The sequence below is a fragment of the Brevundimonas subvibrioides genome (genome assembly GCF_027271155.1).
In the GTDB taxonomy this organism is placed as follows: Bacteria; Pseudomonadota; Alphaproteobacteria; order Caulobacterales; family Caulobacteraceae; genus Brevundimonas; species Brevundimonas subvibrioides_D.
Map to the genome: position 1 here is coordinate 1,697,968 of NZ_CP114542.1, position 15,334 is coordinate 1,713,301.

Consider the following 15,334-nt stretch of genomic DNA (forward strand, 5'->3'; position numbering starts at 1 on the left):
CGGCCCATGCCCGCGAGATGGACGACCGCAAGTTCACCATCAACTTCGGGCCGCAACACCCCGCCGCCCACGGCGTGCTGCGTCTGGTGCTGGAGCTGGACGGGGAGGTGGTCGAGCGTGTCGATCCGCACATCGGCCTGCTGCACCGCGGCACCGAGAAGCTGATGGAGGCCCGCACCTATCTGCAGAACGTGCCCTATCTGGACCGACTCGACTACGTCGCCCCGATGAACCAGGAGCACGCCTTCTGCCTGGCCATAGAGCGACTGATGGGCATCGAGGTGCCCTATCGCGCCCAGCTGATCCGCGTCCTGTATTCGGAAATCGGCCGCATCCTGTCGCACATGCTGAACGTCACGACCCAGGCGCTGGACGTTGGCGCCCTGACGCCGCCGCTGTGGGGCTTCGAGCAGCGCGAGAAGCTGATGGTCTTCTATGAGCGGGCCTGTGGCGCGCGCCTGCACGCCAACTATTTCCGGCCCGGCGGCGTGCATCAGGACCTGCCCATGGCCCTGATCGACGACATCGGCCGCTGGTGCGCCGAGTTCCCGACGGCGCTCGCCGACATCGAGAGCCTGGTCACCGAGAACCGCATCTTCAAGCAGCGCAATGTGGACATCGGCGTGGTGTCCAAGGAACAGGCCCTGCAGTGGGGCTTCTCCGGCGTGATGCTGCGCGGCTCCGACATCGCCTGGGATCTGCGCAAGTCGCAGCCCTACGAATGCTATGCCGAGCTCGATTTCGACGTGGTCGTCGGCAAGAACGGCGACTGCTGGGACCGCTACCTCGTCCGCGTCGAGGAGATGAAGCAGTCGGTGCACATCATGGAGCAGTGCATCCACAAGCTGCGCAACTGCCCGGGCGAGCCGGTCATGGTCGAGAACAACAAGATCGTGCCCCCGACGCGCGGCGAGATGAAGCGGTCGATGGAAGCCCTGATCCATCACTTCAAGCTCTATACCGAAGGCTTCCACACCCCGGCCGGCGAGGTCTATGCCGCCGTCGAGGCCCCCAAGGGCGAGTTCGGCATCTATCTGGTCTCGGACGGCACCAACAAGCCGTACCGCGTCAAGATCAGCGCGCCGGGGTTCCGCCACCTGCAGGCCATGGACTGGATGAACCGGGGCCACATGCTGGCTGACGTGTCCGCCATCTTGGGGTCGCTGGATATCGTGTTCGGTGAGGTGGATCGGTGATGACGATTCCCTTGGACATGATCCTCGTGGCAGCTGTGGCGGCTCTTCTGACCGGCCTGTTCGTCGTCGGATTGACGCTGATGGGGCTCGATCGTTTCGGAGCGCGTCGGATGGCGGCCTACCCCGGAGGCCCGAGCGCGGCGCGGCGCGATGTCCTTATTTCAGGCAGCCCGGTCATCGTATTTGTTGCCGCGACGACACCGCTCCAGGTGCTGAATGACTATCTGCCCGATCTCATGAACGGGATGTGGCTGGGTACCGTCGGATTGATTGCCGTCGGCCTCGCAATCTGGCCGGCGGCGCAGCGAGCGCGTCGCAGGCTGGGTCCCTTGCTGGGACGAGCGGCCCGATGACCGCTTTCGCAATCGATCCCGTCTTCACGCTGTTGCAGCGGATCGCCCTCGCGGGCTTCCTGCTTACGGCTGGGCTGATCCGGTTTGGCTTTTCGCCGAAGCGCCGCGCGATCATGGGTAATCCGAAGCTCGCGCTGGCGACCGCCGGCATCGCAACACCCGTCTTCGCCGGGGTGACGATGTCCTCGCTGTCGCGCGACCACGCCAACGTCGGCAAGGCGGTGTGGAGCGCGCGCGTCAAATGCTGGATGGGTAGAGCATGAGCGTTCGTCGTCTCGCCAAGGAACAACCGGCCTCGTTCGCCTTCTCGAAGGAGACGATGAAGAAGGTCGAGTGGTGGATCGCCAAATATCCGGCGGATCGCGCACGTTCGGCCGTGATCCCGATGCTGTGGCTGGTTCAGAAGCAGGAGGGCTGGGTGTCCGAGCCCGCCATCCGCGCCATCGCCGAAAAGCTCGACATGGCCTACATCCGGGTGCTGGAGGTCGCGACCTTCTACACCATGTTCATGCTGGAGCCGGTCGGCTCGGCCGCCCTGATCCAGGTGTGCGGCACCACGCCCTGCATGCTGCGCGGCTCGGGCGAACTGATGAAGGTCTGCAAGAGCCGGATCGGCGACAAGCAGACCCTGTCGGCCGACGGCAAGTTCTACTGGGAAGAGGTCGAGTGTCTGGGGGCCTGCGTCAACGCCCCCATGGCCATGATCAACGACTACTATTTCGAGGACCTGACCGCCGCCGACCTGAACCAGATCATCGACGACTTCGCGGCGGGCAAGACGCCCAAGCCCGGCACCCGCGTCGATCGCGTGAACTCGGCGCCGGAGGGCGGGCCCCTGACCCTGACCGATCCGAAACTGTATGACGGCTCGGCGGCGAAGAAGATCAAGACGCTCCCGAACTCCGAGCCCGTGACTGCATGACTGAACCTGTCGATCCCAAGTCGGGCCAATCCCTTAAGAACACCGACGCCTTCCTCGCGATCGGGTTCGTGTTTTTCGTCCTCGGGCTGTCCGGCGACAACAACACGGCCTTTCTGGCGATCGGTCTCGCGTTCATCGCCATCGGGGTGGCTGGCCGGGTGCGTAAGCCCAAGGTCGATAAGTGATATGGGCGCTCAACCAGCAACCTGCGACTCGGGCGAGGTCAGCGCATGACCGACGTCAGGTCCGACGAGAAGGTGGCCGCCTATCGTGCGGAAATCCGTGCCGTGGGCCGCAACCAGCGGCTGGCGGGCTTCGGCCTGGTGATGCTTGGGGCCATTCTGGTCTGGGGCGCGACACGCGCGGGCGCGCTCACCGAACTTGTGCAACTGGCGGGCTATGCGGCGCTGGCGGCGGGGTGGGCCCTGATGCTGGCCGCGATCTTCCTGCGCACCCGATATCACCGCCGTCGCTTGGCCGAGCTGGACGGAGGCATACAATGAGCGCCTTGCTTCCCGCCCAAGGCGAACCGTCGCGTGATTGTCGGACGGCGCGTGCACAGTTCGTGATCTCAAGACGTTCGGGGGACCGTCGTGACATCAAAACCACCGAAGCGCGGCGTCGCCGGCCTGTTCATGGCCAATCTGATGGGCGCCAGCGCCCTGCCTTTGGGCGGGGCCTCGGCACCGCCCGCAACACCGACGCCTGCTGCGCCATCCCCTTCGCCTTCTCCCGCCGGTTCCCCCAATGCGCCTGATCAGACACCCCCAAGTTCAGGCGCCCAGCGTCCGCCTCCGCCCGACGAACGCCCTCGCGGCGATCGGCGGAGCGAACTCTCGCGCCCGCGCGGCAGCGGGAACGGCCGGGGTGGCCGGGGCAGGGGAGGCTCGCTGATGGTCGGTCTGCTGGAAGACAAGGATCGCATCTTCACCAACCTGTACGGGCTCCAGGACTGGGGTCTGGAAGGTGCGAAGAACCGCGGCTGCTGGAACGCGACCAAGGACATGCTGGACATGGGCCGCGACTGGCTCATCACCAACGTCAAGAACTCGGGCCTGCGCGGACGCGGCGGCGCCGGGTTTTCGACCGGCCTGAAGTGGTCCTTCATGCCCAAGGAGGTGAAGGACCGGCCGCACTACCTCGTGGTCAACGCCGACGAGTCCGAGCCCGGCACCTGCAAGGACCGGGAGATCATGCGCCATGATCCCCACCTGCTGATCGAAGGCTGCCTGATCGCCTCCTTCGCGATGCAGGCCCACGCCTGCTACATCTATCTGCGCGGCGAATATGTGCTGGAACGCGAGCGCATGGAGGCGGCGGTCAAGCAGGCCTATGAGGCGAAGCTGATCGGCAAGAACAACGTCCACGGCTGGGACTTCGACCTCTATATCCACCACGGTGCCGGGGCCTATATCTGCGGCGAGGAGACGGCCCTGCTGGAAAGCCTGGAGGGCAAGAAGGGCCAGCCGCGCCTGAAGCCGCCGTTCCCGGCCGGCGCGGGCCTGTACGGCTGCCCGACCACGGTGAACAACGTCGAATCCATCGCCGTCGTCGGCACGATCCTGCGTCGTGGGGCCCAGTGGTTCGCCGGTTTCGGCCGTCCGAACAACACCGGCACCAAGCTGATGAGCATCAGCGGTCACGTGAACCGGCCGTGCAATGTCGAAGAGGCCATGTCGATCCCGCTGCGTCAGCTGATCGAGGATCACTGCGGCGGGGTGCGCGGCGGCTGGGACAATCTGAAGGCCATCATTCCCGGCGGGGTCTCGGTGCCGCTGATCACGCGCGAGATGAGCGAAGTCGCCCTGATGGACTTCGACTCCCTGCGCGAGATGAAGTCGGGTCTGGGCACGGCCGCCGTGGTCGTGATGGACAACTCCACCGACCTGGTGAAGGCGATCGCCCGCATCAGCTATTTCTACAAACACGAGAGCTGCGGCCAGTGCACGCCGTGCCGTGAGGGCACCGGCTGGATGTGGCGCGTGCTGGAGCGCATGGCCGTGGGCGAGGCCGATCCGGGCGAGATCGATATGCTCTTGGAAGTCTCGACCCAGATCGAGGGCCACACCATCTGCGCGCTCGGCGACGCCGCCGCCTGGCCGGTCCAGGGGCTGATCCGCCACTTCCGCCACGAGATCGAGGACCGCATCTCGCAATACCGCACCCGCCGCGCGAACTTCGCCGGCCATGCGATCGCGGCGGAGTAGGGGATGCGGCGCGCCCTGGTCCTGATGCTGACGGCGGTGGCCCTGTCGGCCTGTGGCAAGCCTGCCGAGACGGCCGCGATCCCGACTGAAAAGGTCGCCGCGACCGCGTCGGTGTCCGACGCCGTGGCCCAGTCGCCCGCCGTGCTGACGGCCGTGGACCTGCGCCGCGTGTGCCGCGCCGGTCTGGCGGCCATCCATGGGCAGCAGCTTTCGGCCATCGAGGTGACCGGGCTGGAGGGTCAGGTCGTCGACGCCCAGTGGCGCGCGCCGGTCGATGGCGGCGTGATGAAGGCCCAGTGCCGCGCCGGCGACGGTCTGGTGGTCTGGAAGCCGCTGGATCGGCCCGACCCCGAAGCCGTCCGCTGGATGGACCAAGCCGGGGATCCCGTGGTGCGCTATGCCATTCGCGGCGAAGAGATCGAGATCACCCAGACACTGCCGGACGGCACGACGCAGCAGGCCATGATGCCTGTGCCAGCGAATGGGGAGGTGGGCTGATGGTCGACGAACCCGACAACATCGTGCTGACCCTGTTGCGTCGCATGGATACGAAGCTGGATCGCGTCCTTGACGACATTTCCGATCTCAAGGTCCGCATGACCCACGTCGAGGAGGGTCTCGCCGGTGTGAACCGTCGACTGGATCGCCTCGAAACCCGCGTGGACCGGATCGAGAAACGCCTCGATCTGGTCGATCATCCCTACGGCGGAGTCCGCGAATAATGCCCGTCGCTAAAGTCAACGGCGTCGAAGTCGAGTTCGAGCCCGGCATGACCGTGCTCCAGGTCGCCGAGCGCGCCGGGCACGAGATCCCGCGCTTCTGCTATCACGAGCGGCTGTCGATCGCCGGCAATTGCCGCATGTGCCTGGTCGAGGTGAAGCCCGGACCGCCCAAGCCGCAAGCCAGCTGCGCCCTGCCGGCGGCCGAGAACCAGGAGATCTTCACCGACACGCCGATGGTGAAGAAGGCCCGCGAAGGGGTGATGGAGTTCCTGCTCATCAACCACCCGCTGGATTGCCCGATCTGCGACCAGGGCGGCGAGTGCGACCTGCAGGACCAGGCCATGGGCTATGGCCGCGACGGCTCGCGCTATGCCGAGAACAAGCGCGCGGTCGAAGAAAAGAACATGGGTCCGACGATCAAGACCTTCATGACGCGGTGCATCCAGTGCACCCGCTGCGTGCGGTTCGTGTCGGAAGTGGCGGGCGTGCCGGACATCGGCATGATCAGCCGCGGCGAGGATGCCGAGATCACCACCTATCTGGAACAGGCCGTGGCGTCCGAGCTGTCGGGCAACGTCAACGACCTGTGCCCCGTGGGAGCCCTGACGCACCGGCCGTGGCAGTTCCACTATCGCCCGTGGGAACTGAAGAAGACCGAGACCATCGACGTCATGGACGCCCTGGGCTCCAACATCTCGGCCCAGTCCAAGGGTGCCGAGATCATGCGCATCCTGCCGCGCGTGCACGAGGGCATCAACGAGGAGTGGCTGTCGGACAAGAGCCGCTATGTCGTCGACGGCCTGCAGGCGCGCCGCTTGGACCGGCCCTATGTGCGCGAGAACGGCAAGCTGCGCGTCGCCTCGTGGGACGAGGCCCTGAACGCGGTCGCCTCGAAGCTGAAGTCAGCCCCGTCAGACCGGATCGGCGTCATCGCCGGGGATCTGCAGGACGCCGAATCGATGAAGGCGGCGCTGGACCTGTTCCGTGCGCTGGGCTCGGCCAACACCGACTGCCGTCAGGACGGATCGGCCCTGGGATATGGCCCGCGCGAAGGCTGGCTGTTCAACACGGGCCTGCAAGGACTGGAAGGGGCGGACTCGATCCTTCTGGTCGGCGTCAATCCGCGCACCGAAGGCCCCTTGCTGAACCAGCGCATCCGCAAGTCCTGGCTGGCCGGCAAGACCCGCGTCAGCGTCATCGGCGACGCCATCGACCTGACCTATGACTATGACCTGATCGGTCGCGGGACGAAGACCCTGTCGAAACTGCCGAAGGCGGCTGCCGACGCCCTGTCGAACGCCGAACGCCCCGCCATCGTGATGGGTTCGGGGGCCCTGTCGGGCCCCAACGGCCCGGCCGTGCTCAACGCCCTCGGCGCACTCGCCGGCTCGCTGGGCGTCGTCAAGGATGGCTGGAACGGCTTCAACGTGCTGCATCATGCCGCCGCCCGCGTCGGCGGGCTGGACATGAGCTTCGTCCCGGCCCCGGGCGGCCTCTCGGCCCATGAGATGGTCCAGCCGGGTGCGCTCGATGTGCTGTTCCTGCTGGGGGCGGACGAGATCGAGACCGGCCCGTCGAACGCCTTCAAGGTCTATCTGGGCAGCCACGGCGACCGTGGCGCGCACACCGCCGGCGTCATCCTGCCGGGTGCCGCCTGGACCGAAAAGTCGGGCCTTTATGTCAACACCGAGGGCCGGGTGCAGATGGCCGAACGCGCCGTCTTCCCCAAGGGCGAGGCCAAGGAAGACTGGGCCATCCTGCGCGCCCTGTCCGAGCGCGTGGGTCACACCCTGCCATACGACACCCTTGACCAGCTGCGTACCCGGCTGATGACCGATCATCCGACGTTCGGACGTATCGACTATCTGGCTCCGGCCGCGTCGTTCGACGTGGCGAGCCTGGGGACCAGGGGCGAGCTGGGCGACGTGGCGCTCACCTCGGCCGTGACCGACCCCTATCTGAACAACCCGATCGCGCGCGCCAGCGCGACCATGGCCGAGCTCAGCGCCCTGCGCATGGCTCCGGCCCTGCTGGCGGCGGAGTAGAGCATGACCGAGAACTTCTGGACCGGACCGGTCGGCTGGACCCTGATCACCGCCGGCGGCATCCTGATCGTGACGGTCGGCATCCTGCTGTCGCTGGCCTTCCTGCTGCTGGCGGATCGCAAGATCTGGGCGGCGGTGATGATGCGGAAAGGCCCCAACGTCGTGGGCCCGTTCGGCCTGCTGCAATCCTTCGCCGACTTCCTGAAGTTCGTGCTGAAGGAGATCGTCGTCCCGGCCGGGGCCGACAAGGCCGTCTTCCTGCTGGCACCGCTGATCAGCTTCGTGCTGGCCTTCGTGGCCTGGGCGGCCATTCCATTCGCGCCGGGCTGGGTCGTGTCCGACCTGAACGTCGGCATCCTCTACATCTTCGCCATCAGCTCGCTGGGCGTCTACGGCATCATCATGGGGGGCTGGGCTTCGAACTCGAAGTATCCGTTCCTGGGTTCGCTCCGGTCTGCGGCGCAGATGGTGTCTTATGAGGTGTCGATCGGCCTGATCATCATCAACGTCATCCTGCTGGCCGGGACAATGAATCTGTCGTCGATCGTGACGGCGCAGGAAGGCTGGATCTGGAACTGGTTCGCCTTCGGCGGCGGGGCCGACACCTGGCCTCTGGTGGTGGTGATGATCCCGGTGACGATGATGTTCTTCATCTCGGCCCTGGCGGAAACCAACCGCCCGCCGTTCGACCTGCCCGAGGCGGAGTCCGAACTGGTGGCCGGGTATCAGGTCGAGTATTCCTCCACGCCCTATCTGCTGTTCATGATCGGCGAATACGCCAACATCGTCTTCATGTGCGCCATGATCAGCCTGCTGTTCTTCGGCGGCTGGAACCCGGGCTTTCCGATCGACTTCACCGCCGACTGGCCGCCGTTCCTGGTCAATTTTCTGCTGTTCCTGGTCCTGGCGACCAAGATCGTCTTCTGGTTCTTCATGTTCGCCATGGTGAAGACCTTCGTGCCCCGCTACCGCTACGACCAGCTGATGCGACTGGGCTGGAAGATCTTCCTGCCGACTTCGCTGGTGGCCGTGGTCATCGTGTCGGCCTGGCGCGTCTTCATGGTCGAGGCATGATCCGGATGGCCGCCCTGTCTGTCCTTTCCCTCGGCCTGACCGGCTGCCTGCCGCCGGCCTATGAGGCCGAGCCCGCATCCGTCTATCAGTGGCAGCGGCGTCAGGAAGGCATCGAGCGGCAGGAGGCCGAACGCGTTCGCCTGTGCGCCATCATGAACACCGACACGGATCGCTATCGCCGCGACTGCCGCCGTCCCGGAGACCCCATCCGATGATTACCCGTATCGCCCAGGCCGCGAAGGGCGCGATGCTGATCGACATGGTGGGGGCCTTCGGCCTGACCCTGCGTGAGTTCTTCCGCCCCAAGCACACCATCAACTATCCGTTCGAGCGCAACCCGCAGTCGCCGCGCTTCCGGGGCGAACACGCCCTGCGCCGCTATGCCAATGGCGAGGAACGCTGCATCGCCTGCAAGCTGTGCGAGGCCATCTGCCCGGCCCAGGCGATCACCATCGAATCGGAGCCCCGCAGCGACGGCAGCCGCCGGACGACCCGCTACGACATCGACATGGTCAAATGCATCTATTGCGGCCTGTGCCAGGAGGCCTGCCCGGTGGATGCCATCGTCGAGGGCCCGAACAGCGAGTTTGCCACCGAGACGCGCGAGGAACTGCTCTATGACAAGGCGCGGCTGCTGGATAACGGCGACCGCTGGGAACGCCAGATCGCCAGGAACCTGGAACTCGACGCACCCTATCGGTGAGGATTTCCCTCTCCCGCCGGGAGAGGGACAGAATACGAATTGCTCGCTTCATTTTGAGGCGAACGCTGTCTAAGAGGTGCGGCGATTGCGCCGCACCATTTCGGAAAGGGCGAAAGCCTCCCATGCTGCAAGGCATAGCCTTCTATCTGCTCTCGACGGTGGCGGTCGTGTCCGGCCTTCTGGTCGTGACCGCGCGCAACCCCGTGCACAGCGTCCTGTGGCTGATCCTGACCTTCTTCTCGTCGGCCGGACTGTTCGTTCTGCTGGGGGCGGAGTTCTTGGCCATGCTTCTGGTCGTCGTCTACGTCGGGGCGGTGGCGGTCCTGTTTCTGTTCGTCGTCATGATGCTGGATGTCGACTTCGTGCGGCTGCGCGAGGGGTATGCGACCTATCTGCCTTTGGCGGCGATCGTGGCGGGCATACTGCTGGCCGAGATGGTCATGATCTCGATCGTGGTGGTGCAGGGCGGGGCGGCGTCGGACGCCGTGGCACCCGCCGTCGCCACCGCCGATGCCTCGAACGTCGAGACGATCGGGCGGGTGCTCTATACCGACTATATCTACTTCTTCCAGGCGGCCGGCATCGTGCTGCTGATCGCCATGATCGGGGCCATCGTCCTGACCCTGCGCAAGAAGCCGTCGGTCCGCCGTCAGGATCCGGGGGTCCAGACCAACCGCGACCGCAGGACCTCGGTCCAGATCAAGGGCGTCGTCACCGGGGCGGGCGTTACCGGCGAGGAGCTGCGCTGATGGACGTCGGTCTGCAACACTATCTGGCGGTCGCCGCCATGCTGTTCACCATCGGTGTCTTCGGCATTTTCGTGAATCGGAAGAACATCATCATCATCCTGATGTCGGTCGAGCTGATCCTGCTGGCGGTGAACATCAACTTCGTCGCCTTCTCCGCCTATCTGAACGACGTCCAGGGGCAGATCATGGCCATGTTCGTCCTGACCGTGGCCGCAGCCGAAGCCGCCGTGGGCCTGGCGATCCTGGTGACCTTCTTCCGCAACCGCGGCGACATCGCGGTTGACGACGCCAATGTGATGAAGGGCTGACCGGAGTGACTCTCGAACTGCTCGTCACGCTCGGCGTCTTCGCCCCGCTGCTCGGTGCCGCTATCGCCGGCTTCTTCGGCCGCCGCATCGGCGATATCCCGTCGCAAGCCATCGCGACCGGCCTGCTGTTCTTCTCGTGCGCCGTCGCCTGGACGGTGTTCAGCCAGTGGACCTGGGGTCATCTCGAACCGTTCACGGTCACGATCGCGCCCTTCATCAACGTCGGCGATTTCCAGTCGGCCTGGTCGATCCGCATCGATGCCCTGTCGGCGGTGATGCTGGTCGTGGTGACCAGCGTGTCCTCGCTCGTGCACCTGTATTCCTGGGGCTATATGGCCGAGGACGACAGCCGTCCGCGCTTCTTCGCCTATCTGTCCCTGTTCACCTTCGCCATGCTGGCGCTGGTGACCGCCGCCGACTTCATGCAGCTGTTCTTCGGCTGGGAAGGGGTGGGGCTGGCGTCCTATCTGCTGATCGGCTTCTGGTACAAGAAGCCCACCGCCAGCGCCGCCGCCATCAAGGCCTTCGTGGTCAACCGCGTCGGCGACTTCGGCTTCGCGCTGGGCATCATCACTGTCTTCTGGATGTTCGGGACGGTCCAGTTCGCCGAGCTGTTCCCGATGATCGCCTCGAAACAGGGGCAGGGCTGGGCGTTCCTGGGTCACACCTGGTCGGCGCTCGATCTGGCGGGCGTGCTGCTGTTCGTCGGGGCCATGGGCAAGTCGGCGCAGTTCTTCCTGCACACCTGGCTGCCCGATGCGATGGAGGGTCCGACGCCGGTGTCCGCCCTGATCCACGCCGCGACCATGGTCACGGCTGGTGTGTACATGGTCTGCCTGCTCAGCCCGATCTACGAATACGCGCCCACGGCGTCGCTGCTGATCGCCATCACCGGCGCGGTCACGGCCCTGTTCGCCGCGACGGTCGGTCTGATGCAGAACGACATCAAGCGGGTCATCGCCTATTCGACCTGTTCGCAGCTGGGCTACATGTTCTTTGCGGCGGGCGTTGGCGTCTATGAATCCGCCATGTTCCACCTGTTTACGCACGCCTTTTTCAAGGCCCTGCTGTTCCTGGGGGCCGGATCGGTGATCCACGGGATGCACCACGAGCAGGACATGCGGAAGATGGGCGGGCTGTGGAAACTGCTGCCCGTCACCTATGCGGTGATGATGATCGGCACGATCGCCATCACCGGTCTGGGCATCCCCGGGATCGGCGGTTTCGCCGGCTTCTATTCGAAGGATTCGATCCTCGAGAGCGCCTGGGCGGCGGCCACGAGCGGCCATTCGGCAGCGGGCTATTTCGCCTTCTTCGTCGGCATCTTCGCGGCGGGTCTGACCAGCTACTATTCGTGGCGGCTGATCTTCATGACCTTCCACAACAAGCCGCAGTGGACGGAAGAGGCGATCGCCGCGCATGCGCACGACCGCTCTGACGATCACGCCTCGCACGCCCGGATCGAGACCCATGCCGAGCCGATCGAGGATGGAGATCATGGCGCGCACGGGCATGACGATCATGGCCATCATGGCCCATTGAAGCCGCACGAGAGCCCGTGGGTCATGCTGGTGCCGTTGATCGTTCTGGCGATCGGCGCGGTCGCGGCCGGCTTCGTCTTCGCGCCCGACTTCATCGGTCATCACGAGACCGAGTTCTGGCGCGGCGCGATCTTCAACGGTCCTGACAACCACGTCCTGCACGAGAGCCACGAAGTTCCGCTGTGGGTGAAGTGGTCGCCGCTGGTCGTGACCCTGCTGGGGGCCGCCATCGCCGCCTTCTACTACGTCCTGCACGAGGGGATGGCGAAGCGGATGGCCGCAAGGGAGGGACCGCTGTGGACCTTCCTGTACAACAAGTGGTTCTTCGACGAGATTTACGGGTTCGTCTTCGTCAAGGGGGCGAGGGCGCTGGGCGACTTCTTCTGGAAGGTCTGCGATGTCCGGATCATCGACGGTCTGGGCCCCAACGGTGCCGCCTGGGCGTCGCTGAAATCGGCCGCGCGGCTGGCGAAACTCCAGACCGGCTACGTCTACCACTATGCGTTCGTGATGCTGCTCGGCGTGGCCGGTCTGCTCGCCTTCGCCATCTACACCTGGGGTGCCTGAGTTATGGGTGCGATCCCCAATATCCTGAGCGTGGTCACCTTCCTGCCGCTGGTCGGGGCGCTGCTGATCCTGATCGGCCGCTTTGCCGCGCCGTCGGGCCAGGATGGAATCGCCCGCTGGGTGGCGCTGGGCACCACGCTGGTGACCCTGGCCGTGACGGCGGTGCTGGTGCTTCAGTTCGACAGCGCCAACCCGGCCTATCAGTTCGTCGAGAACTACGCCTGGTTCGCCGGGGCCGGATATCACCTCGGCGTGGACGGAATCTCGATCCTGTTTGTCCTGCTGACGGCCTTCCTGATGCCGATCTGCATCCTGGCCAGCTGGAAGTCGATCGAGACCCGCGTTGTCGACTATATGATCGCCTTCCTGGTGCTGGAGACCCTGGTCATCGGGGTGTTCACCTCGCTGGACCTGTTCCTGTTCTACATCTTCTTCGAGGGCACCCTGGTGCCGATGTTCATCATCATCGGGGTCTGGGGCGGGGCGAACCGGATCTATGCCGCCTACAAATTCTTCCTCTACACCCTGCTGGGGTCCGTGCTGATGCTGCTGGCCATGCTGTGGATGGCCAACAAGGCGGGCACCACCAGCATTCCGGAGCTGAAGACCTTCGCCTTCAGCCCGCAGGCCCAGTCCGTGCTGTGGCTGGCCTTCTTCGCCTCGTTCGCGGTGAAGATGCCGATGTGGCCCGTCCACACCTGGCTGCCCGACGCCCACGTCCAGGCGCCGACGGCGGGATCCGTCATTCTGGCCGGCATCCTGCTGAAGCTCGGCGGTTACGGCTTCATCCTGTTCAATGTGCCGATGTTCCCGGATGCCTCGGTCCTGTACCGGCCCCTGGTCTTCACCCTGTCGGTGATCGCCATCGCCTACACGTCCCTGGTCGCCTTCCGTCAGACCGACATCAAGAAGCTGATCGCCTATTCCTCGGTGGCGCACATGGGCTTCGTGACCATGGGCATCTTCGCCGGCAACGCCCAGGGGATGCAGGGTGCCATCTTCCAGATGCTGAGCCACGGCCTGATCTCGGGCGCGCTCTTCCTCTGCGTCGGTGTCGTCTATGACCGGATGCATACGCGCGAGATCGCCTTCTATGGCGGCCTGACCAACCGGATGCCGTGGTACGCGGCCATCTTCCTGATGTTCACCATGGCCAACGTCGGCCTGCCGGGGACGTCGGGCTTCATCGGCGAGATGCTGACGATGACCGGCGTCTATCAGGCGTCGACCTGGGCGGCGTTCGTGGCCGCGACCGGCGTGATCCTGTCTGCAGTCTATGCCCTGACCCTGTATCGCAACGTCATGTTCGGCGAGATCACCAACCCGGCCCTGGCCACGATCAAGGATATCGACCTGCGAGAGCTGGTCATTTTCGTCCCCCTGATCGTCGGCACGATCTGGCTGGGCGTGCAGCCGGACCTCGTCCTGAACTACACCGCCGCCTCCGTCGACGCCGTCGTCAACGGCTGGCAGCTCGCGACCGGCGGGTGAGAGAATAATGCCTGACCTGTCCCAAGCCCTCTATCTGGCCGCCCCGGAGCTGACGCTCGCCATCGGTGCGCTTGTCCTGTTGCTGCTCGGCGCCTTCATCGGCGAGACGTCGGCGCGGCTGGTGTCGATCCTGTCCGTCGCCCTGCTGATCGCCGCCGCCGCCGTCGCCGCGACCGGCCCGCTCGGCACCGCCTTCAACGGGGCCTATGTCGCCGATCCGCTGGCTGTCTATGCCAAGGTCGCCATCTATCTGGCCTCGGCCGTGGCCGTCGTTCTGGGCGGCGGCTGGATGCAGCGCACCGGCATCGCCCGGTTCGAGTTCCCGATCCTGATCGTCCTGGCCGCCGTCGGCATGGGGATGATGGTGTCGTCCGGAGACCTGATTTCGCTGTATGTCGGCGTCGAGCTGCACTCGCTGGCCCTCTATGTGCTGGCCGCCTATCACCGCGACGACCTGAAGGCGTCCGAGGCCGGCCTGAAGTATTTCGTGCTCGGGGCCCTGTCCTCCGGCCTGCTGCTGTATGGCTCCAGCCTGATCTACGGCTTCTCGGGCTCGATGCATTTCGAGGACATCGCCGCCTATGCCACGGCCCACCCCGGTCCCGGCCTGATCTTCGGGCTGGTGTTCCTGATCTGCGGTCTGGCGTTCAAGGTCTCGGCCGCGCCGTTCCACATGTGGACGCCCGACGTCTATGAAGGCGCGCCGACGCCGGTCGTGGCCTTCTTCACCACGGCCCCCAAGATGGCCGCCATGGTGCTGTTCGCCCGCGCCCTGTCGGAAGGCTTCCTGCAGGCGCACGACCAGTGGGCCCAGGTGCTGATCCTGATCGCCCTCGCCAGCTTCGTGGTCGGAGCCTGGGGCGGTCTGGCGCAGAAGGACATCCAGCGCCTGCTGGCCTATTCGTCGATCGCCAATATCGGCTACGCCATTCTGGGCATCGCCGCGGGGACCGAGCAGGGGCTGCAGGCCATGGTCATGTTCATGACCCTGTACATGATCGACACCATGGGCTTCTTCGCCATCCTCCTTTCGCTGAGCCGCAACGGTCGTCCGATCCGGAAGATCGCCGATCTGGCCGGCCTGAAGAAGGACCGGCCGGTCACCGCCATGGCCATCACCGTGCTGTCGCTGTCGGTGCTGGGCATGCCACCGTTCTCGGGCTTCTGGGGCAAATACTATGTCTTCGGCGCCGCGGCTTCGGCCGGCTACTGGATGGTGGCAGCGGCGGGTCTGGTGGCCTCGGTCGTGGCGGCCTTCTACTATCTGCGCATCATCAAGCTGATGTGGTTCGACGCGGCCCCGGACGACATGGTGGCCACCGACAGGGCTCCGGTCGAGAGCCAGTGGATCGGCTGGGCCTGCGCGGCCTTCAGCTTCCCCCTGGTGACCGTCGGCCTGATCTGGCTGGAGCCCCTGACACGCATCGCTGCGACCGGGTTCGGAGCGAAGTAGGGC

At 65.4% G+C, this 15,334-nt stretch carries 18 protein-coding genes; all 18 read left to right on the plus strand.

The features are described 5' to 3' along the window. Positions 1–17: 17 nt before the first annotated feature. Positions 18–1,196, plus strand: a complete 1,179-nt coding sequence (locus tag O3139_RS08580) for an NADH-quinone oxidoreductase subunit D (RefSeq protein WP_269516447.1) — start codon at positions 18–20, stop codon at positions 1,194–1,196. Beyond that, positions 1,196–1,549: a hypothetical protein gene (locus tag O3139_RS08585; protein ID WP_269513547.1), complete on the plus strand. Its 354-nt coding sequence runs from the start codon at positions 1,196–1,198 to the stop codon at positions 1,547–1,549. The genes O3139_RS08580 and O3139_RS08585 overlap by 1 nt, the downstream gene beginning before the upstream one ends. Then, a complete protein-coding gene (locus tag O3139_RS08590; protein WP_269513549.1) occupies positions 1,546–1,812 on the plus strand; it encodes a hypothetical protein in 267 nt (88 codons plus the stop codon). The genes O3139_RS08585 and O3139_RS08590 overlap by 4 nt, the downstream gene beginning before the upstream one ends. Next, the gene (nuoE, locus tag O3139_RS08595; protein ID WP_269513551.1) at positions 1,809–2,471 is read left to right on the plus strand and encodes an NADH-quinone oxidoreductase subunit NuoE; all 663 of its coding nucleotides are present in this window, start codon (positions 1,809–1,811) and stop codon (positions 2,469–2,471) included. The genes O3139_RS08590 and nuoE overlap by 4 nt, the downstream gene beginning before the upstream one ends. Continuing rightward, positions 2,468–2,656, plus strand: a complete 189-nt coding sequence (locus O3139_RS08600; RefSeq protein WP_269513553.1) for a hypothetical protein — start codon at positions 2,468–2,470, stop codon at positions 2,654–2,656. The genes nuoE and O3139_RS08600 overlap by 4 nt, the downstream gene beginning before the upstream one ends. A 45-nt stretch (positions 2,657–2,701) precedes the next feature. Beyond that, entirely contained in the window at positions 2,702–2,974 is a 273-nt protein-coding gene (locus O3139_RS08605) for a hypothetical protein (RefSeq protein ID WP_269513555.1), read from the plus strand. 390 nt (positions 2,975–3,364) lie between these two features. Beyond that, on the plus strand, positions 3,365–4,678 hold the full coding sequence (gene nuoF, locus O3139_RS08610) for an NADH-quinone oxidoreductase subunit NuoF (protein WP_269513557.1): 1,314 nt from the start codon (positions 3,365–3,367) through the stop codon (positions 4,676–4,678). 3 nt (positions 4,679–4,681) lie between these two features. After that, entirely contained in the window at positions 4,682–5,176 is a 495-nt protein-coding gene (locus O3139_RS08615) for a hypothetical protein (RefSeq protein WP_269513559.1), read from the plus strand. After that, complete coding sequence (locus O3139_RS08620) at positions 5,176–5,400, plus strand: hypothetical protein (RefSeq protein WP_269513561.1); 225 nt, start codon at positions 5,176–5,178, stop codon at positions 5,398–5,400. The genes O3139_RS08615 and O3139_RS08620 overlap by 1 nt, the downstream gene beginning before the upstream one ends. Further along, the gene (nuoG, locus tag O3139_RS08625) at positions 5,400–7,445 is read left to right on the plus strand and encodes an NADH-quinone oxidoreductase subunit NuoG (protein ID WP_269513563.1); all 2,046 of its coding nucleotides are present in this window, start codon (positions 5,400–5,402) and stop codon (positions 7,443–7,445) included. Before O3139_RS08620 ends, nuoG begins: the two co-directional genes overlap by 1 nt. A gap of 3 nt (positions 7,446–7,448) precedes the next feature. Next, on the plus strand, positions 7,449–8,519 hold the full coding sequence (nuoH, locus tag O3139_RS08630; RefSeq protein WP_269513564.1) for an NADH-quinone oxidoreductase subunit NuoH: 1,071 nt from the start codon (positions 7,449–7,451) through the stop codon (positions 8,517–8,519). A gap of 5 nt (positions 8,520–8,524) precedes the next feature. Further along, positions 8,525–8,734 (plus strand): hypothetical protein, encoded by a 210-nt coding sequence (locus O3139_RS08635; protein ID WP_269513566.1) that lies wholly within the window; start codon positions 8,525–8,527, stop codon positions 8,732–8,734. Then, complete coding sequence (nuoI, locus tag O3139_RS08640; RefSeq protein WP_269513568.1) at positions 8,731–9,222, plus strand: NADH-quinone oxidoreductase subunit NuoI; 492 nt, start codon at positions 8,731–8,733, stop codon at positions 9,220–9,222. Before O3139_RS08635 ends, nuoI begins: the two co-directional genes overlap by 4 nt. Before the next feature lie 122 nt (positions 9,223–9,344). After that, complete coding sequence (locus tag O3139_RS08645; protein WP_269513570.1) at positions 9,345–9,971, plus strand: NADH-quinone oxidoreductase subunit J; 627 nt, start codon at positions 9,345–9,347, stop codon at positions 9,969–9,971. After that, complete coding sequence (gene nuoK, locus O3139_RS08650) at positions 9,971–10,279, plus strand: NADH-quinone oxidoreductase subunit NuoK (RefSeq protein WP_209320676.1); 309 nt, start codon at positions 9,971–9,973, stop codon at positions 10,277–10,279. The genes O3139_RS08645 and nuoK overlap by 1 nt, the downstream gene beginning before the upstream one ends. Before the next feature lie 5 nt (positions 10,280–10,284). After that, the gene (gene nuoL, locus O3139_RS08655; RefSeq protein ID WP_269513572.1) at positions 10,285–12,387 is read left to right on the plus strand and encodes an NADH-quinone oxidoreductase subunit L; all 2,103 of its coding nucleotides are present in this window, start codon (positions 10,285–10,287) and stop codon (positions 12,385–12,387) included. Positions 12,388–12,390: 3 nt separating this feature from the next. Then, complete coding sequence (locus O3139_RS08660) at positions 12,391–13,878, plus strand: NADH-quinone oxidoreductase subunit M (protein ID WP_269513574.1); 1,488 nt, start codon at positions 12,391–12,393, stop codon at positions 13,876–13,878. A 7-nt stretch (positions 13,879–13,885) separates the two neighbouring features. Next, positions 13,886–15,331, plus strand: a complete 1,446-nt coding sequence (nuoN, locus tag O3139_RS08665) for an NADH-quinone oxidoreductase subunit NuoN (protein ID WP_269513576.1) — start codon at positions 13,886–13,888, stop codon at positions 15,329–15,331. Positions 15,332–15,334: the final 3 nt, after the last annotated feature.